The sequence below is a fragment of the Rahnella sp. PD4 genome (genome assembly GCF_049199325.1).
Classification (GTDB): Bacteria; Pseudomonadota; Gammaproteobacteria; order Enterobacterales; family Enterobacteriaceae; genus Rahnella; species Rahnella perminowiae.
Genome location: NZ_JBLZQF010000007.1, coordinates 153661 through 174527 on the forward strand (window position 1 = coordinate 153661; position 20867 = coordinate 174527).

Here is a 20867-nt window from a genome sequence, read left to right on the forward strand (position 1 = left end):
CTCTACATGATACATTTAGCATGCTTATTATTAGGGTTTATCCCATACGCTGGGAGCGGAGAAAAAGGGGAACAGCGCAGCCTTTAGGCCAGACAAGTCTGAACTCATCCTGCGGCAGTCGGTGAGACGTATTTTTGACCAAAGAGTGATCTACATCACGGAATTTTGTGGTTGTTGCTGCTTAAAAGGGCAAATCTACCCTTAGAATCAACTGTTATATGAGGGGGATTCAGAGAGATATTAGGAATTTGCACAAGCGCACAATTTAACCACATCATGATAACGCCATGTAAAACAAAGATAAAAAATCAAAATGCAGTGACTTACATCGCAAGCAAGGCATTTTCTTATCCAATTGCTCAAAGTTTGGCCTTTCATATCGCAACGAAAATGCGTAATATACGCGCCCTTGCGGACATCAGTATGGTCATTCCTAGTTCATGCGCATCGGACACCACCAGCTTACAAATTGCCTGATTGCGGCCCCGATGGCCGGTATCACTGACCGACCATTTCGTGCCTTATGTCATGCGATGGGGGCTGGGATGGCAGTATCTGAAATGCTCTCCTCCAATCCGGAGGTGTGGCGGACGGATAAGTCACGTTTGCGTATGGTACATAACGATGAACCGGGGATCCGCGCCGTGCAAATTGCCGGTTGTGACCCCGAAGATATGGCGGCCGCTGCACGAATTAACGTGGAAAGCGGTGCGCAAATCATTGATATCAATATGGGCTGCCCGGCCAAGAAAGTGAACCGCAAACTGGCAGGTTCTGCATTACTGCAGTATCCGGATTTGGTTAAACAAATCCTGACGACCGTTGTGAATGCAGTAGATGTGCCAGTCACGTTGAAAATCCGTACTGGATGGGCACCGGAACACCGTAACTGTGTACAAATTGCCCAATTGGCTGAAGACTGTGGAATTCAGGCCCTGACAATTCATGGCCGAACCCGTGCCTGTCTCTTCAATGGAGAAGCAGAGTACGACAGTATTCGGACAGTTAAGCAGAATGTTTCCATTCCGATTATCGCGAATGGCGACATAACTGACCCGCATAAAGCCAGGGCGGTACTCGACTACACCGGAGCTGATGCTCTGATGATAGGACGTGCCGCTCAGGGGAGACCCTGGATCTTCCGGGAAATCCAGCATTATCTGGACACAGGGGAGTTGTTACCTCCACCTTCTATGGGTGAGGTTCAGCGCTTGTTAATAGGGCACGTACGGGAATTGCACGACTTTTACGGTCAAGGCAAGGGATTCCGTATCGCCCGTAAGCACGTTTCCTGGTATCTCCAGGAGCATGCCCCAAATGACCAGTTTCGGCGCTCCTTCAACGCCATAGAGGATGCCAGCGAACAGCTGGAGGCGTTGGAAGCATATTTCGAAAATCTTGCGTAACAAAAAAGAGCTGACAGAACTATGTTCGAACAACGCGTGAATTCTGACGTACTGACCGTTTCTACCGTAAACTCACAAGATCAGGTGACTCAAAAGCCTCTGCGTGACTCGGTAAAACAAGCACTTAAGGGCTATTTTGCTCAATTGAATGGTCAGGACGTGAATGACCTGTATGAGTTGGTATTGGCTGAAGTTGAACAGCCACTGTTAGACATGGTGATGCAGTATACCCGTGGCAACCAGACTCGTGCGGCCCTGATGATGGGTATCAACCGCGGTACGCTGCGTAAGAAATTGAAAAAATACGGCATGAACTGATATTCATCAGTTAATGTCTTAAAAAGGCGCTTTTCCGTAAGGGGAGCGCCTTTTTGTTTTCTGCTTTATCGAAAAAACCTTTAGTCCAAAATCTGCGCAAAACCTAATCCAGATCAACCCAAATGAGAATAATTATCCCCTGCATTCAGTGATTAAGAATTACTTTATAGAGACAATAAAATGTCTCCAGGAGTGATACTGATGAAGCAACTTTATCTCCGTTTTACCGCTGCACTGAACAAACCGGATCTGGCGATTTTGCTGTTGCGGATCACCTATGGCCTGCTGATTTTTCACGGCTGGCATAAGCTGCACGACGGACTGGGCGGCATTCAGGGCATGCTGGCAGGATATGGTATTCCGGCATTTGTCGCCTACGGCGTGATCATTGGTGAGGTGATCGCTCCTGTTATGATGATACTGGGGATTTTCACCCGCCTCGCGGCGCTCTCTGCGGCTGCGACCATGGTCGTCGCCTGGCTGATGGTTGGTGTCCACCACACCTTCGCGCTCTCTCCGGTCGGCGCATGGGCAATTGAAGATATCGTTTATTATTTCATGGCTGCTGTAGTGATCGCACTGTATGGCAGTGGCCGATATTCTGTGATGAGTAATCCGTTATATCGCTGATACTCCCCTTTTCAGCATGCTTCGCCAAAGGAGCGTGCTGAAATATCCTGCGGGTGTAACTGCGACGTCTGAAGGAAAACTCCCTTCTTTCGGTAGCGTTTTCATTTTGTTGTGTAAACCCTTCCGTAAAGAAACAGTAAATAGTGCGTTTATCGGACGATTCCCCTCTGCGGTTAGATCACGCGGCATGTTATACTTGCTTCAAGAGTCGTATTCGCCCCGCTCAACGCCTACGGACAGCCCTTCAGCTTCGCGATCCCGCCTTTTAAAATTATGTCTTGATTAAGTAAAAGTGAGTCAATTTGTGTACTTTCGAAAACGTTTACACCTTGATGTTGTCCCACTCTTTAACAGACAATCCGTATCGCGACTGAGCAAACCCCTGACGCGTTACCCCCGGTTTTTTATGCATATGATTGGGCTTTTATGACATCTCCTCGTTTTCGCGCATCTTTTTTACGTCCACGTTACTGGCTGACCTGGTTTGGTCTTGGCGTTCTGTTCCTGCTGGTTCAACTCCCTTATCCGGTGTTAAATCGCCTCGGCATCTGGTTGGGCCGAACGTCCATGCGCTTCCTGAAACGCCGTGTATCAATAACGCGCCGTAACCTGCAATTGTGCTTCCCGGATATCCCTTCTGATCAGGTCGAAGCGCGCATCATCAGCAACTTTGAATCCCTCGGCATGGGTCTGCTGGAAACCGGCATGGCCTGGTTCTGGTCGGACGCCCGTGTAAAACGCTGGTTTGACGTCAGCGGCCTGCATAACCTGAAAAAGGCGCAGGAAAATAAACAGGGTGTGCTGGTGATTGGCGTACACTTTATGTCGCTGGAATTAGGCGGCCGTGCGATGGGCTTATGTCAGCCGATGATGGCGATGTACCGACCGCACAACAATAAAGCGATGGAATTTGTGCAGACCTGGGGCCGTATGCGGTCTAACAAGGCGATGCTCGATCGCAAAGATTTACGCGGTATGGTTCACGCGCTGAAAAAAGGCGAAGCCGTCTGGTTTGCACCGGATCAGGATTACGGCCCGCGCGGCAGCGTATTTGCCCCTCTGTTTGCGGTCGATCAGGCCGCAACCACCAGCGGAACCTTTATGCTGGCACGTCTGGCAAAACCTGCGCTGGTGACTGTCGTGCTGGTACGTAAAGCTGGCGGTACCGGTTATGAACTGGTGATCCAGCCTCAATTACAGGATTACCCGCTCGATGATGAAATGGCAGCCGCCGCCTACATGAACCGGGTAATCGAAAAAGAAATTATGCGTGCACCCGATCAGTATCTCTGGCTGCACCGCCGCTTTAAAACCCGCCCGGCGGGTGCACCTTCGCTTTATTGATAAGCGCAAGAGTGGATAAACCCTCAGCCCGATGCCACCGCGTCGGGCTTTTTTCATTCATCGCATCCCATTAAGAGATCTGTAACTTTCATGGCTAAAAAAAACGACGCAACACCGTCTATCTTCGACCATCTCAAAGATGATGACAGCTTTGACCTCTGGGGACGTTCAGGCCTCAGCACCGCGCTCAATAAAGCCAAACCCAAAGCACCGGATAGCGACCAGATCGCGGCTGCACGCAAACTGATCACAGGCAGTAAAGATCAGGCCAAATAAGACGTCCCGTTTTTCTCCGCTGCACTGCCCCGGTTTTACACCCCGTTATGCCAATTTATCTCTCAGCTCATCCGAACTGAGAGATTTGCTCATGGTTTTGCCTCATTTTTTTTCCAAATATGAGGGCATATTTCACTTCGCTGCAAACATCGCGATCTGCACTCCAATATTGAAATATTCCGCACTCATTTAAGGCAGTCACATTGACCACGCACTGAAAGAGAGCAATAAATTTTATACACCTCGTCAATGTTACTGTGCAATTCCTCTATGCAACTTGATTGATGGGGCATTTTTCATGTTGGCACTCCCTTTGCAAAGACAGGTGCAGAGGGCGTTGCCCCATAACAGACAGGGTGCTCCGGCACTCACACAATAATAATTTTCAGTTTTGTCTCACAGGACGCTTTATGAAAAAAATATTGCTCTCAACACTGATTGCCGCAGCAAGCTTCGTGACACTGGCTGGTCAGGCTCATGCAGGTACCACTCTGGATGCAGTAAAAAAGAAAGGCTTTATTCAGTGCGGTATTAGCGATGGCTTGCCAGGCTTCTCTTACGCTGACTCCAAAGGCAAATTTACCGGTATCGACGTTGATGTGTGCCGCGCGGTGGCTGCTGCGGTGTTTGGTGATTCTGAGAAAGTGAAATATACCCCGCTGACCGCGAAAGAGCGCTTCACCGCCCTGCAGTCTGGCGAAGTGGATATCCTGTCCCGTAATACCACCTGGACCTCTTCCCGCGATGCGGGCATGGGCATGATTTTCGCCGGCGTAAACTACTACGACGGTATCGGCTTCCTGACCCACCAGAAAGCGGGTCTGAAAAGCGCCAAAGAACTCGATGGCGCAACGGTCTGTCTGCAGGCCGGTACAGATACCGAGCTGAACGTGGCTGATTACTTCAAAGCCAACAAAATGACTTACACCCCGGTGACCTTTGACCGTTCAGATGAAAGCGCCAAAGCGCTGGACTCCGGTCGTTGTGACACCCTGGCTTCTGACCAGTCTCAGCTGTATGCACTGCGTATCAAACTGGGCAAACCGGATGATTTCATTGTGCTGCCGGAAGTTATCTCTAAAGAACCGCTGGGACCTGTTGTGCGCCGTGGTGATGAAGACTGGCTGGCGATCGTTCGCTGGTCACTGTTCGCGATGCTCAATGCTGAAGAAATGGGCGTGACTTCTCAGAACGTTGTTCAACTGGCGGCTAACCCGACGACACCTGATATGAGCAACCTGCTGGGCAAAACCGGGACTTACGGTGCTGACCTGAAAGTGCCTAACGACTGGGTCGTGAAAATCGTTAAGCAAGTGGGTAACTACGGCGAAAGCTTCGAGCGCAACGTCGGTCAGGGCAGCGAGTTGAAAATTAAACGTGGCCAGAACGCCCTCTGGAATAAAGGCGGCATCCAGTACGCTCCCCCTGTCCGTTGATTTTATCCTTCGTACTTGACGTTGCAGCGGCGTTAGCGGCATTCGGTCACCCGAATCACTGACCCGTGTCAGCTCATCGGGATTCCCTCCCTTGCCGCCTTGCTGCAACGCCAGTTACTTTGGATAAACAAAAGTTCAGTCTGATAAAGGAAGCTGATGGACCGGTCGTTCCCCGGTGCATCACTTCCACTGTTTTACCTGCAGGTCGAGGTTCTTATGTCGCAACGCCCAACCGGAAAAGTCTCGTTCTCGCTGGCAAACCCAGCCGTACGAGCCTGGATTTACCAAATTTTCGCGGTGGTGTTGCTGGTGGCCTGTCTGGGTTACCTGCTCCACAACACCATTACCAATCTGACAACACGAGGGATCACCTCGGGATTTGCGTTTCTTGAAAAAGGTGCCGGTTTCGGCATTGTTCAGCATCTGATTGACTATCAGGAAGGCGACACCTATGCGCGCGTATTTGTTATCGGTCTGCTGAATACCCTGCTGGTTTCTGCGTTGTGTATCGTTTTTGCCTCGATTCTCGGGTTCATTATCGGCTTAGGGCGCCTTTCCGATAACTGGCTGATTCGTAAAGTCTCGACGGTGTATATCGAAACGTTCCGCAACATTCCACCGCTGCTGCAAATCTTCTTCTGGTATTTCGCCGTACTGCGTAACCTGCCGGGGCCGCGTCAAAGCCTGAATGCTTTTGACCTGGCTTTTGTCAGTAACCGCGGTCTGTACCTGCCGTCACCGGAACTGGCACCGGGAAGTCTGGCGGGTTTTATCGCCGTGCTGCTGGCTATTTTTGGCATCATTGCACTGCAACGCTACAACCATTTCCGACAGATACACACCGGCCGGATCTGGCATATCTGGCCTTGGGCGATTGTCATGATCGTTGTATTTCCGGCGCTGGCACACCTGTTTTTCGGGCCTGCATTGCACTGGGACGAGCCTGCACTGCGCGGTTTCAACTTCCGTGGCGGCATGGTGTTGATCCCGGAACTGGCAGCGTTAACGCTGGCGTTATCGGTCTATACCTCAACCTTTATCGCCGAAGTAATCCGCTCCGGTATCCAGTCTGTTTCGCACGGTCAGCATGAGGCCGCCCGTTCGTTAGGTCTGCCGAATCCGGTCACTCTGCGTCAGGTCATTTTGCCGCAGGCGATGCGGGTGATTATTCCACCACTGACCAGTCAGTATCTGAACATCGTGAAAAACTCTTCTCTGGCGGCAGCAATTGGCTATCCGGATATGGTATCGCTGTTCGCCGGTACCGTGCTCAACCAGACCGGTCAGGCGATTGAAACCATTGCTATTACGATGTCAGTCTACCTGATCATCAGCCTGGTAATTTCCTTCCTGATGAACATTTACAACCGCCGTATCGCACTGGTCGAGCGTTAAGGGAATCCCATGACAATGACAACACTTCCTCCGGGAGTCAGAGCCGTGAAGCCCGGTACGCCACTTGGTATCGCCGTGCTCTGGGCGCGTAAAAATCTCTTCTCCAGCTGGTTTAACAGCCTGCTGACTTTGTTCTGTATATGGCTGATGTGGCTGGTGATCCCCCCGTTGTTGAACTGGGTGATTTTCCAGGCCAACTGGGTCGGCACCGCGCGCACTGACTGCACCAAAGCTGGCGCGTGCTGGGTCTTTGTCCATGCACGTTTCGGGCAATTCATGTACGGGCTGTATCCGTTCGATCAACGCTGGCGTATCAACGTCACACTGATCGTCGGTCTGCTGACTCTTGCGCCGATCTTCTTTAAAGCCATGCCCCGGCGCGGACGTTATATCGCGTGCTGGATGGTGCTCTTCCCGATTTTCACCTGGATCATGCTGTACGGCGGTTTCCTGGGGCTGAGTCGCGTCGAAACCCGCCAATGGGGCGGCCTGACGCTGACGCTGATCATTGCCGCAGTCGGTATTGCCGGTGCGTTACCGCTGGGCATTATGCTGGCGCTGGCACGGCGTTCAAGCCTGCCTGTCGTGCGCATTCTCTCAGTGATTTTCATCGAATTCTGGCGCGGCGTGCCGCTTATCACCGTGCTGTTTATGTCCTCGGTGATGCTGCCGCTGTTTATGACCGAAGGGACAAATATCGACAAACTGGTGCGTGCACTGGTGGGGGTTGTGTTGTTCCAGTCCGCGTACGTCGCGGAAGTGGTACGCGGCGGGTTACAGGCGCTGCCGAAAGGTCAGACCGAGGCCGCCGAGTCACTGGCGCTCGGCTACTGGAAAACGCAAGGCTTAGTCATTCTGCCGCAAGCGCTGAAAATGGTGATACCGGGTCTGGTCAATACCATTATCGCGCTGTTCAAGGACACCAGTCTGGTGATCATTATCGGCCTGTTCGACTTGTTTAGCAGCGTTCAGCAAGCCACCGTCGATCCCGAATGGCTCGGCATGTCGACCGAAGGCTATGTCTTCGCCGCCGCCGTCTACTGGATTTTCTGTTTTAGCATGTCGCGTTATAGCCAGCATTTGGAAAGACGCTTTCACACCGGACGTTCCGCACACTGAGGTAAACCATGAGCGACCATCAAGTCACTGAAAACCAAAATATGATGATCACGCTGGAAAACGTGAACAAGTGGTACGGACAGTTCCACGTATTGAAAGATATCAACCTGAGCGTGAAACCGCGTGAACGTATCGTGTTATGCGGCCCTTCCGGCTCCGGGAAGTCAACGACCATTCGTTGCATTAACCATCTGGAAGAGCACCAGCAAGGGCGCATCGTAGTGGACGGCACTGAACTGAACGATGACTTGCGCAATATCGAACGCGTACGCACCGAAGTCGGTATGGTATTTCAGCACTTCAACCTGTTCCCGCATCTGACCGTGTTGCAGAACTGTACCCTGGCACCGTGCTGGGTGCGTAAGATGCCGAAGAAGGAAGCCGAAGAACTGGCGATGCATTACCTGAAACGTGTGCGCATCGCCGAACATGCGCATAAATTCCCCGGTCAGCTTTCCGGTGGTCAGCAGCAGCGCGTAGCCATCGCCCGTTCGCTGTGTATGAAGCCTAAAATCATGCTGTTTGATGAACCCACGTCTGCACTCGACCCTGAAATGGTGAAAGAGGTACTGGACACCATGATTACGCTGGCAGAAGAAGGCATGACTATGTTGTGCGTGACGCATGAAATGGGCTTTGCCAGAACCGTCGCCGACCGGGTGATCTTTATGGATCGCGGGGAGATCGTCGAACAGGCACCACCACTGGAGTTCTTCGCCAATCCGAAATCAGCGAGGACGCGGGAGTTCTTATCGCAGGTGATCCATTAAGCTGAGGCCGCAGCTTGACCGGCATATGAACGGAATGGTGAAGGTTTCGGTTTCTCAATAGCGGTGCTCGCTTAGCGGCTGCCGCCGAAACCGCCCAAAAGGGGAAAGTGCTTTTCCCCTTTTGGATTTCCCCTCGCTTTTTCAACACGCGCTATCGCTCGCTGGCTATGTTTCAGCCACCACAGTGACAGGCTGGAAATCTTGCCGCTGCGCGGTTCCTTCCCTCGGTCCTGGAGCCTCTGGTCTCCAGGCCGCTCCGTTCAGCAAGCTTTCTGAATCGCCCGCAGGCTTTTTTAAAAGAAGATGGTGAGGTTGTGAGGTTAACGTTGAGGCCGGTTCCAAAATATCGCCGGACGAGAGGTGGAAAACCGCGCGGTAGTTTGCGCGGGTTGTAACCCGACGGGAGGGCACCGCGCAGCGGCGGGATTTTGCGGCTGTCGCTGCCGCACCTGAAACATGGCCAGCGAGCGAAGCACGCAGTTAAAAAAGCGCGGAGTCCAGAGGCCCGCGCGTTACCGGGTCTCTGTTCGGTGTGGGCCGACGCCCACAACCTTGAATTTGAACTTAAAGTTTCAGATCTTTTTCAAAAGATCATCACCACATCAGCCCCCCGATCACCGGCGCAATCACGACCGTGACAACCCCCGCCAGCATCATCACCAGGCTCGACACCACACCTTCTTCCGCACCCAGTTCATAAGCTCTCGCCGTGCCCGCACCGTGTGACGCCGCACCGAAACCGGCACCTTTTGCGAGACCGCTTTTTACCGCCAGGCGCAGAAACAGCATATCGCCGACCGCCATACCAAAGACGCCCGTGATCACCACAAACAGCGCCACCAGATCCGGCTGGCCACCCATTTGTTTAGCGGCGGCCAGCGCAAAAGGCGTAGTGATGGAGCGAACCGCCAGGCTGCGCTGGATTTCTTCCGGCAGCGTCAGCATGCGTGCCAACCAGACCGAACTGCTGACGGCAACCACTATCGCCGTCAGCACGCCTGCACTGAGTGACATCCAGTGACGACGGATCACTGCCATATTTTCGTAAACCGGTACCGCAAACGCGATGGTTGACGGCCCGAGCAACCACAGCAACCAGTGCGTTTCACCGATGTAATCCTGATACGACGTATGCGTCACCACCAGCAAAATCACCAGCACGATGGGTGTGAACACCAGCGGCATCAGGAGCAATGTGCGTTTCTGGCGGTACAGTTTTTTGTTGCCGTAATACAGCCCGAGGGTGACCACGAAACACAACATGCTGATCAGTAAATCAGTCACGGTTTGCCTTCCTCGCCGCCAGACGTTGCTCCAGACGATACACTTTATCAACGACCACTGCGGTCGCCCCGAGCGTCAGCATCGTGCTGATACCAATCACCAGAAAGATTTTCCAGCCTTCGATCATCAGCAACTGGGCGTAATTCACCACAGCCACCACGGCCGGCACAAAGAACAACAGCATCTCTGCCAGTAGCCAGCGGGAACCGGCTTTCACCCATTTCACCGGTAAAATACGGAACATAATCAGCAGCAAAAGCATCAGCATCCCGACAATATTGGCAGGCAAAGGCAGATGGAGCGCAGTGACAAGGCGATCGGCTATAACGAATAACACCGCATACAGCACCACCTGAACAGGAATCTGGCAACGGGTCAGCAGGGACGGCGCTTTAGTGCGCAACGCCAACAACATGGGAATAACCTCGAAAGAGGAAAGAGTGAAAAAGAAGTATACGCTGGCAGGAAACCGGTAAAGAAATGAATTAAAATTATAAAAATGATTCCAGTTTGGAATACTTCGTGACTCGCCGATCTGACCGGGAGAATATCCGCCCATGGACGTTCGTACCTTACGCTATTTTGTCGAAGTGGTTCGCCAGCAGAGCTTTACCCGCGCAGCGGAAAAGTTATTTGTCACCCAGCCGACAATCAGCAAAATGCTGCGTCATCTGGAAGAAGAACTGGCATGCACGCTGATTGTCCGCGAAGGACGCCGCTTACGGCTGACCGACAGTGGTCAGGCGTTGTATCAGCGCGGCCTGAATATTCTTGAAGAGTTTCGCCAGCTGGAAGCAGAACTGGAAGACATTAACTCGCTGAAATCCGGTCATTTACGGCTGGGCATCCCCCCGATGGTCGGTACGCAAATCGCGCCGCTTATCGGCAGTTTTCGCCAGCAATATCCCGGCATCGAACTGATTATTTCCGAGTTTGGCGGCCTGACGGTGCAACAGGCGGTGATATCCGGCGAACTGGATCTGGCCCTCACCGCCCTGCCGGCGGACGCTGTGCCTTCTATTGCCTCTCTGCCGCTTTTCAGCCATCCGATGTGTGTGGTGATGCCCCGCACCCCGCACTGGCTGAACAGGACGCGTATGTCGATAAGCGAACTGGCTGAAGAAAGCATCCTGATTTATAACGAAGATTTTGCCCTGTACCGCCAGCTGATGGATGCCTTCGCCTCACACGGTTTTACGCCAAAAATTGCGGCACGCAGCGGGCAATGGGATTTCCTGGCAGCGATGGTACAAACCGGTATGGGTGTGGCGATTTTGCCGGAACCGGTCTGCCAGCGGCTGGATAAAAATGCGCTGATGTGGCTACCGCTGGATCCGCTGATGCCGTGGCAGCTCGGGCTTATCTGGCATCAGGGCAGTTATCTCTCGCACAGTGCGCAGGCCTGGATCACTCTGTGCAGGGATTACTGGAAATAGCGGGAAGTTAGTGGGAAATAAAAACCGCGTGAACGTTGCAGCACACGCGGTTCCTGATATTGCTTGTAACTTTTACACTTCTTTTTCGACTAACAATGCTTCGAGTAAGTCCAGATCATGCAGCAGTTTTTGCAGGGTCTCGTTACTGATTTTCTGCGTGGCGCGCAGATGATAAAGCTCACCACGTTCCGCACGCAATGCAGTCAGACGGAAGCGGCGCTCCAGATTTTCCAGCTTCAGCGCGGTTTCCATATCATCACGGTTTGCCGTGCGTCGTCGTAACGTCCCGATCACCCGCGAACTGATCTCCTTCAGCGTCTGTTCATCGATATTTTCTTCGGTATCTGCCGCCAGACGTTCTTCCATTTTATGCAGGCTTTCGATCGCCACTTCTGCAGCGATCGATTTCGCCATGCGTTCTTCTTCACGGTAGGTCGTGCCGTCAGCCACCACCACACCTCTGAGCAGGAACGGCAAGGCAATCACGCCCGCGATCAGTGAAAAAAGAATGACGCCGGTCGCCAGAAAGACCAGTTGATAACGCGACGGGAACGCCGAACCATCAGCCAGGAATAACGGAATCGACAACACACCGGCCAGCGTAATGGCCCCTCGCACACCCGCAAAAGAGGCCACCCATAGCTCACGCGTGCTGTAGTTGCCAAACAGCAGCGGTTTCTTTTTCAGAAAACGGTTGCTGAAACTCTTCATTACCCACAGCCAGACGAAACGCAGGATCAGCAGCGCAAAATAGATAATCCCGACGTCGGCAAACAGATGCCATGTCACAATAGACGGGTCGTGTGTGGCCTGATCGATAGAGTTCTCAAGGATCCCCGGTAATTGCAGGCCCAGCATGATAAACACCATGCCGTTGAACACAAACTCAAGCATCGCCCACACGCTGTTCGCGCGCAGGCGCATCGCCAGTGGCGCGTTACGTATAATGCCGGACTGGCTGATGGTCATCCCCGCCGCCACTGCGGCCAGAATGCCCGACACACCGATATGTTCGGCAATCAGATACGAGGCGAACGGCAGCAGCAGCAGGAAGACAATTTGTGTCGCCGGATCATCACCGCTCCAGCGGCTCATGATGCGCAGCGATTTACTGTATAACCACGTCACCGCCACACCGGCCATCAGGCCGCCGATCGCCACTTTAAGAAATTCGACCGTTGCACCGCCGACGGTAAAAATCATCGTGCCCATCGCCACAGCAATAGCAAATTTCAGGGAGACCAAGCCGGATGCGTCATTCATCAGCGCCTCACCTTCCAGCACGCCCATGATCGACTTCGGAATACGCCCCTTACCGACAATCCCGCCCAACGCCACGGCATCGGTTGGTGAAAGCACGGCTGCCAGCGCGAACGCGGCCACCAGCGGGATATTCGGCACCATCATATAAATCAGATAGCCAATACCAACGACGGTGAGTAACACCAGCACCAGTGCCAGCCCGAGAATTTCGCGCCCGTGGTGGAGGAATTCGCGGGTCGGGGTTTTCCAGCCATCAGCAAACAGTAACGGCGGGATAAAAAGGACGAGAAACAGCTCAGGATCGAAATCCACATGCAAACCAAAATTTGGCCAGGCCAGCAAGGCACCGACAGCAATCTGCATTAACGGAAGAGGAACCTGAAACGGCAACATTCTGGTGACGACGCCGGAGAGCGACACCACCAGAATCAAAATCAGAATGGTAAAGAAGATTTCCATGCTTTCCTTAGACTCTTGTTTTTATAAATTTCAGCCAGACGCAGGTGAGTGAGTCCGGAGCGAACTAAGGAATAGTAGATCAAAAGGAGATGTGATTTAAATCAGTGCGTGCGGTTACATCAGAGAGGATTTGCTCCTCCCCCTGCGAAGAGGGAGGAGCAAACAGATCAGATCGCCCATCCGCCCGCATAAAACGCCACCAGCGCCACAGCGATAATCACCGTCCCAGCGTTAAGTTTACGCCATTCGCCGGAGAAAATACGGCCAATCACCAGTGCGCTGAAACCGAGCATAATGCCGGTGACAATGTTACAGGTCAGAACAATAAAGACCGCGCAAAGTAACCCTGACATCGCGTCAACAAAATCGCTGAAATCCAGTTTGGTGACGTTGCTGAGCATCAGCAGACCAACGTACATCAGCGCAGGTGCGGTGGCGTAAGCAGGAACCAGATAAGACAGCGGAGACAGGAACAACATCAGCAGGAATAGCACACCGACCACGGTGGCTGTCAGGCCGGTTTTACCGCCAGCCGCCGTGCCGGCTGCCGATTCGATATAAACCGCAGCCGGAGAAGCGCCAACCAGGGAAGCGAAAATACTGCTCACGGAGTCAGCCGTCAGGGCTTTGCCGCCGCTGATGATCTGCCCGTTTTCATCCAGTAGATTGGCCTGACCGGCGACCGCGCGAATGGTGCCGGTGGCATCAAACACCGCCGTCATCACCAGGGCCAGTACACTGGGTAATACCGCAGCTTTCAGCGCGCCCATGATATCCAGATCGAAAATCACCGATTTGCCGTCAGCGCCAGCCAGAGAAGGCATCGCAAACAAACCCTGATATTTCACGGCAGGATCGAAGATCAGGCCGATAATCGAAATCGCGATAATCACCAGCAAGATGCCACCCGGAACACGCAGTTTCTCCAGGCCAAAAATCACCGCCAGACCGAGTAATGTCATCACTACCGGGAAAGAGGTGAACGCGCCAAGTGCCACCGGTAAGCCGTCCAGCGGGTTTTTCACCACCAGGCCAACACCGTTGGCGGCGATCAGTAACAGGAATAAACCAATACCGATACCGGTGCCATGCGCAACGCCTGTTGGCAGATTGCGCAAAATCCACGAACGGATGCCCGTCACCGAGATAATAGTGAACAAGACGCCCATCAGAAATACCGCGCCGAGTGCCACCGGTACGCTGATATGCTGGCCCAAAACCAGACTAAAAGCGGTAAAGGCAGTCAGAGAAATGGCGCAACCAATCGCCAGCGGCAGGTTTGCCCACAGGCCCATCAGCAAGGAACCAAAACCGGCAACCAGACAGGTCGCAACAAATACTGCACTTGGCGAGAAGCCTGCTTTGCCGAGCATGGATGGCACGACAATGACCGAATATACCATCGCCAGGAAAGTCGTTAAGCCCGCTATCACTTCCTGACGGACATTACTGCCACGCGCACTCATTTTGAAAAAAGCATCAAGCGGGCTTTTTGGCGCAACGGCGCTGCCCGCCTGAGGTTGTTGACTCGACATGGAAAATCCTCTGAATGTCTTTACTGATTAGCCGGCGTGGTCATTATGAAACCGTTTCTGCACGTTCCTTTCCTTATTTGTCGTCCTGAATCGCCGGAAACAGCGTCAGTACGGCAAAGCAAACGTTTAACTCGCAGCGCGTATGGCGGGGACTCATTAAAAAAACGCCCCAAATAATTCATGTTGCAGGAAGGCGGCAAGGAAGGGAATCCCGATGAGCTTACTCAGGTAAGTGATTCGGGTGACCGACCGTAGCCAACACGTCTGCAACGTGAAGTATGAAGGGGAGGTACGCAAACGATTATCTCGCCTTTAACCGGCGCACATCAACTGTGAATGGCAATAATTTACCGTTGTCCGGTCAATAAAAACGCGATTGTGGTGGAAATTTATCCGGTGGCAAAAAAGGAAGAAAAAGAGGCGAAATAAATAGCAGGGTATTTATTGTGGTTTATTTTTATCAGGCGCTGATTGCGTACCCCATCACGCGCAATCAATGCCTGAATAATATAAAAGCGCGTAATGGATTAACGTAAAATATTAAATGGTCCGCCGTTTTCCAGCGCCTTCTGATAGGCCGGACGTGCAGTCACATTTGATAGCCAGGCATTCAGTTGCGGGTATTTCCCAAGTCCGGACCGGGCATTGATCGCTTCTATCGGGAAACTCATCTGAATATCTGCTGCGCTGAACTGATAACCGGCAAAATAAGGATGAGTTACCAGGTGCTGTTCAAGATAATCCAGATGAGTATGGATCTGTTTATCCAGATAATTTTTCTGCACGCCCTGCCCGATCGCGCCGGCAATCGGGCGGATCAGCCATGGCATTGGCGGTTGACCCAGACGGCTGAAAATCAGCTTCATGACCAGCAAAGGCATCAGCGATCCTTCAGCGTAGTGCATCCAGTAGCGATATTGCTGACGCTCAGCAAACGCCGTGGGTTTCAGCGTGCCCGCATCGTCATACACCTCCTGCAGGTATTCAATAATGGCGCCGGATTCCGCGAGGATCAGTCCGTTATCTTCCACTACGGGTGACTTGCCCAGAGGATGAATTTTTTTGAGTGATGCCGGTGCCAGCATGGATTTTTTATCCCGCTGATAACGTTTGATTTCGTAAGGAATGTCCAGTTCTTCGAGCATCCATAAGATTCGCTGCGAACGGGAATTATCCAAATGATGCACTGTTAACATAAATGTCTGTCGTCCTGTTTCATTTAATTATTTGTTAACTATAGACAACGCTTTCAAAACGCGTATCTGTTTCGTTTTAAAACCCTCCCTTTCTTCAGGATTAATTTATCAAAAAACTTTTTATTTGATTAAAATCACTTACGGATTAATCTTAATTACACGAAAAAAATATCGTAAGTTCATTCGCCTTTAATAATTCTTAATGCCATTATCGCCGGATAAAAATCAGCCCGTCGCTATCGACTCTCTCTTTGTGGAGCCTCACATGTTTTCCAGTAATTACAACAATGTGCTTGTGATGTTTTCGTTCATTGTTGCAATGCTTGCCTCTTATACCGCGCTAGATATGGCGGGCCGGGTCGCCACCACGGAAAGAAGGGCTTCCCGACTTTGGTTAACAGGTGGCGCCATTGCAATGGGCATCGGCATCTGGTCGATGCATTTTATCGGCATGCTGGCTTTTAATTCCCCGATGCCGATGGGTTATGACCCTTTCATCACCCTGCTTTCTATGGTGATCGCCATCATTTCCTCAGCCTTCGCGCTGTGGCTGGTCTGTCTGCAGGAATTACCGACCAGACGATTATTTGCCGGTGCCTTACTGATGGGCGGCGGTATTGCCGCTATGCATTACACCGGTATGGCCGCCATGCAGATGATGCCGCCCATTACCTACGATTACCGCTGGGTGGTGCTCTCTGTTGTTGTTGCGATTGTCGCTTCCGGCGCGGCGCTGTGGATGGCATTCAATTTGCGCCAGCAGTCGCCTAATGTCCGCCTGCTGCGCATCAGCGCTGCGGTGATAATGGGCACCGCGATTGTCGGTATGCATTACATCGGCATGGAGGCAGCCCGATTCCCGACGGACAGTCACAGTATGGCAGCGTTCAGCGGCGTGGATAATAACTGGCTGGCGTTACTGGTGATTGTGGTCACGCTGGCGATTCTGGCCATCACCTTGATCATCTCTATTCTCGATGGCCGGATGCAGGCACGCACCTCAATTCTGGCGTCTTCGCTGGCACAGGCAAACCGCGAGCTGACCCAACTGGCGCTGCACGACAATCTGACCCGTTTACCTAATCGTTTGTTGCTGGAAGACCGCATGAGTCAGGCACTTCAGAAAGCGTTGCGTGGTGAATCGCAATTTGCGGTACTGTTTCTGGATCTCGACGGGTTTAAAGCGGTTAACGATGCCTTCGGCCATCACATCGGCGATCAGCTGTTAATTTCCGTCACTGAACGTCTGCAATCACAGCTCCGGGCGGCGGATACGCTGGCGCGTCTCGGCGGCGATGAATTTGTACTGCTGGTTGAAATCACCGAACCGACCGATGCGTCACAACTGGCCGATAAGCTGGTACATCTGATTGCACGTCCGTTTTATGTTTCCCGCTATGAACTGCTGGTCTCTGCCAGCGTGGGGATTGCAGTATATCCGGGCGATGGAGAGAATGAGCGCGAGCTGATGCTCAATGCCGACGCCGCGATGTATCACACCAAAAATTCCGGTCGCAACGGCCACAGTTTCTTCCAGCCGTCGATGAACGCCAACGCGCAGAACCAGTTGCAGATGCTCAATGATTTGCGTCTGGCGATTGAACACCATGAGCTGCGCCTGCACTATCAGCCAAAATTTATTGCGCCTTACGGGCCGGTGAGCGGCTTCGAAGCACTGCTGCGCTGGGAGCGCGGGGGTAACATCCTCAGCCCTGATGTGTTTTTGCCGCTGGCAGAAAAAACTGGCCTGATTATTCCGATCGGCGAATGGGTGCTGAACGAAGCCTGTCGCCAGTTGCGGGAATGGCATATGGCCGGGCATACGCAATGGACGGTGGCGGTGAATCTTTCCACATTGCAATTTGAACAGACGAATCTGGTCGAAATGGTGATAGAAACCATTGAACGCCATCAGATCCCGCCTGAAATGCTCACGCTGGAAGTCACCGAAACCACCGCCATGCGCAACCCGGATAGCAGCGTAGAAATTCTGGAGCGCCTGACACAGTACGGCGTAAAAGCCTCGATTGATGATTTCGGTACCGGCTATTCCAGCCTGCTCTATCTGAAACGTCTGCCCGCCAGTGAGCTGAAAATCGACGGCGCATTTATTAACGACCTGATTGCAGGCAGCGAAGATGCCAGTATTGTTTCTGCGATCATCGCCCTCGGCCAGACGCTGAATCTCAAAGTGGTGGCCGAAGGCGTTGAAACTACCCAACAGCAGGAATTCCTGACGCAACTGGGCTGCGATACCTTGCAGGGTTATCTTCTGGGACGTCCGATGACGCCCCAACAAATTGCCCAACACCCCGATACGGACTGGGAGTCAAAACTCCCCCTGACGCATAAAGGCTGATGCGCGCGGCTCAGGCTGTCGCCGTGCGGAAAAACCGCACGGCGTTGCGCAAATCAATGCTTTGTTCCGTGAGGGATTGCGCCGCTGCCGCCGCCTGCTCCACCAGTGCGGCATTCTGCTGGGTAACCCGATCCATCTGATCAACGGCAATCCCCACTTCGTGAATACCGGTGTGCTGCTCAGAACTTGCCGTCGAGATTTCCCGGACAATTTCTGCCACTTTATTCACCGAGCTGACGATCTCACTCATGGCTTTACTGGCGCGATCGGCCTGCTGTGACCCTTCGGCAATTTTGCTGACGGTGCCCTGGATCAGATCTTTAATTTCTTTTGCCGCCTGCCCGCTTTTTTGCGCCAGCACCCGCACTTCACTCGCTACCACCGCAAACCCTTTGCCCTGCGTACCGGCACGCGCCGCCTCCACAGCAGCGTTCAGCGCCAGCAGGTTGGTCTGGAAGGCAATGCCTTCAATCACGCTGATGATATTGATGATTTCATTCGAACTGCCCGAAACATCACGCATATGCGCCTGCATCCCCGTCACAATTACGCCGCCCTGAGACGCCGTTTTCGAGGTTTCCAGCGCCAGCTGACTCGCCTGCCGGGCATTCTCGGCATTCTGGCTGACAGTCATGGTCAGGTTTTGCATATTGGAACTGGTCTGCACCAGCGAGGCCGCCTGTTCTTCGGTGCGCTGTGATAAGTCCACGTTGCCTTGTTCAATTTCACTGGCGGCATGATTGATGGATTCACTGCCTTCCATAATCTGATGAATGGTTTTATTCAGTTGCTGATTCATGCCGTTCAGCGAAGCCAGCAAACTGCCACTATCACCCGGTTTCAGCGTGATTTTTGCCGCCAGATTACCGGCGGCAATTTCACGCATGATAGATGCGGCATATGCCGGCTCCCCGCCGAGCTGCTTCACCAGCGTGCGCGCCAGCAGCAGCGCCATGGCCAGTGAAAGAATAAAAGCCACACAGACCAGCACTAAAAACATCGCGCTGGCCGTATGGTAACTGCTGCGGGCATCCGCTGCCGCCGTTTCACTGTTGGTCAGCTCGTTTTTGACCAGCGTTGCCAGATCCGCCATCAGTTGTGTACGGTATTTACGTGAGTTATCGCCACTGATTTGTGTGGCCTGCGCAATATCATTGCGCTCAACTGCCGCAATAACCTGATTATTCGCCAGCGAAAACTGCTCAAAATTAGCGACGATCTGCTTAAACAGATCTGACTGACTGCCGCCGCTGTTGAGCTTCAGATACGCATTTTCCGCGTTTTTAAAGGTGGCCACTGCCTGAAGGATTTCGCCCCGGTGCCCGTCACGCGGAGCACCCTCCGGCGAGGCGATATATTGCACCTGCTGCAGGCGTAACTCTGCCAGCGTGCCACGCATCACCAGCGGATACTGCACACCGGGAAGCCGGTAAGCGCGGTAGTTTTCAATCTGCTGATTGCTGCTGTTAAGCAGCCAGGCTGACATCGCCGCCAAAATTAACAGCAAACTCAGGACGAGTGCAAATGCACCCAGCAAACGGGCAAGTATGGAAAGGTTGATGATCTTTTTCATCTGGGCACATCGGAAAGTCAGTGACAGGAAACACTCATAACGGCCGGAACAGAGGGAACTTTAGTGAAAATGAAACTATATTTCATTTTGTTAAATGCTGACTTTCGAAATGTAATTTTAGGGTTACCGGACGAATTTTTCATGTTACCGGCCAGCGTTAAAAATAGGATCTGACAGACGTTTCGACAATTTGCTCTCTCATAAAGAGAGAGCGATTACCGCCACTTACTTCGGTTCAAATCCGGGCCATAGCGGAATGACTGCCGATAGCAGATCCGCCGTGCCGGCGGCTACTGACATATGGCGATAATCCTCAATGCCGTCTGCGGTGCTGGCAAATTTGACCACAGTGTCCAGTCCGGCTTCCTGGCACAGCACCGTGCCACCTGCAATGTCCCACAGCGTCGTGCGGCGTTGCAAATGCCCGCCGATAATACCTTTTGCCGCAAACACCATGCCGACGGTCGTGCAGCGATAGCAATGCACCGACCAGTCTGCTGCACGCAGGCCCTGATAAAATGCCGAGGCTTCGTCGAGTTTGTCGTCCGAGCTGTCACCCAGCGACACAATCTGCACATCTTCAAAACGATCATCACGACGAAACAGCTTGCCGTTGAGGAAAATCCCCTTGCCGGATTCTGCCGCAAACAGATCGTTTAATACCGGCAGCGCCACAATACCGATCAGCGGCTTTTTATTCTCTACCAGTCCGAGTGATACGCCCCACAGCGGCGAACCACGCAGGAAATTCGACGTTCCGTCGATCGGGTCGATCACCCAGCAGGGGGCATCCGTCAGTACGCCCCCCATCTCTTCACCGATCACCGCGTCCTGCGGGAAATGCTGCGCCAGCTGGCTGCGGATAAACTGCTCGACCGCCACATCAGCTTCAGAAACGAAATCCTGGGTGCGTTTACTGCTGACCTCGATGGCGTCCCGGCGGTTAAAAAAACCCAGCGCCAGTTCAGCGGCCTGTGCCGCAATCTGACCGGCAATCGCCAGACGCGCCGACATCGTTGTGTTCGTCATCATAAATCCTGATTTTTCAGTCTGAAGGAAGTAAGTCAC

At 52.7% G+C, this 20867-nt stretch carries 18 protein-coding genes; 11 read left to right on the plus strand and 7 right to left on the minus strand.

Translation table 11 applies throughout. The features are described 5' to 3' along the window. The first annotated feature begins 440 nt into the window (after positions 1-440). From dusB to ACOZIO_RS17915, 9 genes are all read left to right on the plus strand, one after another. On the plus strand, positions 441-1406 hold the full coding sequence (gene dusB / locus ACOZIO_RS17875) for a tRNA dihydrouridine synthase DusB (protein ID WP_129954769.1): 966 nt from the start codon (positions 441-443) through the stop codon (positions 1404-1406). Positions 1407-1427: 21 nt separating this feature from the next. Next, positions 1428-1724 (plus strand): DNA-binding transcriptional regulator Fis, encoded by a 297-nt coding sequence (fis, locus tag ACOZIO_RS17880; protein ID WP_004097144.1) that lies wholly within the window; start codon positions 1428-1430, stop codon positions 1722-1724. Between the two features lie 201 nt (positions 1725-1925). Then, positions 1926-2354 carry a DoxX family protein gene (locus tag ACOZIO_RS17885; protein ID WP_129954770.1) on the plus strand — a complete coding sequence of 143 codons (429 nt, stop codon included), beginning with the start codon at positions 1926-1928 and terminating at the stop codon, positions 2352-2354. A gap of 426 nt (positions 2355-2780) precedes the next feature. Then, the gene (lpxP, locus tag ACOZIO_RS17890; RefSeq protein WP_129954771.1) at positions 2781-3698 is read left to right on the plus strand and encodes a kdo(2)-lipid IV(A) palmitoleoyltransferase; all 918 of its coding nucleotides are present in this window, start codon (positions 2781-2783) and stop codon (positions 3696-3698) included. A 90-nt stretch (positions 3699-3788) separates the two neighbouring features. Further along, positions 3789-3974: a hypothetical protein gene (locus ACOZIO_RS17895; protein ID WP_129954772.1), complete on the plus strand. Its 186-nt coding sequence runs from the start codon at positions 3789-3791 to the stop codon at positions 3972-3974. A 410-nt stretch (positions 3975-4384) separates the two neighbouring features. Then, complete coding sequence (locus tag ACOZIO_RS17900; RefSeq protein ID WP_129954773.1) at positions 4385-5410, plus strand: amino acid ABC transporter substrate-binding protein; 1026 nt, start codon at positions 4385-4387, stop codon at positions 5408-5410. Positions 5411-5626: 216 nt separating this feature from the next. Next, the gene (locus tag ACOZIO_RS17905) at positions 5627-6805 is read left to right on the plus strand and encodes an amino acid ABC transporter permease (protein WP_129991963.1); all 1179 of its coding nucleotides are present in this window, start codon (positions 5627-5629) and stop codon (positions 6803-6805) included. 9 nt (positions 6806-6814) lie between these two features. Beyond that, positions 6815-7924 carry an amino acid ABC transporter permease gene (locus ACOZIO_RS17910; RefSeq protein ID WP_370278360.1) on the plus strand — a complete coding sequence of 370 codons (1110 nt, stop codon included), beginning with the start codon at positions 6815-6817 and terminating at the stop codon, positions 7922-7924. Positions 7925-7932: 8 nt separating this feature from the next. Beyond that, the gene (locus ACOZIO_RS17915; protein ID WP_013577309.1) at positions 7933-8694 is read left to right on the plus strand and encodes an amino acid ABC transporter ATP-binding protein; all 762 of its coding nucleotides are present in this window, start codon (positions 7933-7935) and stop codon (positions 8692-8694) included. A gap of 594 nt (positions 8695-9288) precedes the next feature. Here the strand turns inward: ACOZIO_RS17915 and ACOZIO_RS17920 are convergent. After that, complete coding sequence (locus tag ACOZIO_RS17920; RefSeq protein ID WP_129954775.1) at positions 9289-9978, minus strand: LrgB family protein; 690 nt, start codon at positions 9976-9978, stop codon at positions 9289-9291. Then, positions 9971-10393, minus strand: a complete 423-nt coding sequence (locus tag ACOZIO_RS17925) for a CidA/LrgA family protein (protein ID WP_129954776.1) — start codon at positions 10391-10393, stop codon at positions 9971-9973. Before ACOZIO_RS17925 ends, ACOZIO_RS17920 begins: the two co-directional genes overlap by 8 nt. A gap of 142 nt (positions 10394-10535) precedes the next feature. Here ACOZIO_RS17925 and ACOZIO_RS17930 point away from each other — a divergent pair, with 142 nt between their 5' ends. Then, positions 10536-11414: a LysR family transcriptional regulator gene (locus tag ACOZIO_RS17930; protein WP_129954777.1), complete on the plus strand. Its 879-nt coding sequence runs from the start codon at positions 10536-10538 to the stop codon at positions 11412-11414. 72 nt (positions 11415-11486) lie between these two features. Here the strand turns inward: ACOZIO_RS17930 and ACOZIO_RS17935 are convergent, their stop codons facing one another. From ACOZIO_RS17935 to ACOZIO_RS17945, 3 genes are all read right to left on the minus strand, one after another. Next, positions 11487-13136 carry a Na+/H+ antiporter gene (locus tag ACOZIO_RS17935; protein WP_129954778.1) on the minus strand — a complete coding sequence of 550 codons (1650 nt, stop codon included), beginning with the start codon at positions 13134-13136 and terminating at the stop codon, positions 11487-11489. 167 nt (positions 13137-13303) lie between these two features. Next, entirely contained in the window at positions 13304-14671 is a 1368-nt protein-coding gene (locus ACOZIO_RS17940; RefSeq protein WP_129954779.1) for an NCS2 family permease, read from the minus strand. 527 nt (positions 14672-15198) lie between these two features. Continuing rightward, entirely contained in the window at positions 15199-15867 is a 669-nt protein-coding gene (locus ACOZIO_RS17945; protein ID WP_421595552.1) for a glutathione S-transferase family protein, read from the minus strand. Between the two features lie 265 nt (positions 15868-16132). Between ACOZIO_RS17945 and ACOZIO_RS17950 the strand changes: the two genes are divergently transcribed. Further along, positions 16133-18226 (plus strand): putative bifunctional diguanylate cyclase/phosphodiesterase, encoded by a 2094-nt coding sequence (locus tag ACOZIO_RS17950; RefSeq protein WP_421595553.1) that lies wholly within the window; start codon positions 16133-16135, stop codon positions 18224-18226. A 10-nt stretch (positions 18227-18236) separates the two neighbouring features. Here ACOZIO_RS17950 and ACOZIO_RS17955 read toward each other — a convergent pair whose 3' ends face one another. Further along, positions 18237-19799, minus strand: coding sequence for a methyl-accepting chemotaxis protein (locus ACOZIO_RS17955; protein WP_421595554.1), 1563 nt, complete (start codon positions 19797-19799; stop codon positions 18237-18239). 225 nt (positions 19800-20024) lie between these two features. Further along, entirely contained in the window at positions 20025-20831 is an 807-nt protein-coding gene (locus tag ACOZIO_RS17960) for an inositol monophosphatase family protein (protein ID WP_421595555.1), read from the minus strand. Between the last annotated feature and the right edge of the window lie 36 nt (positions 20832-20867).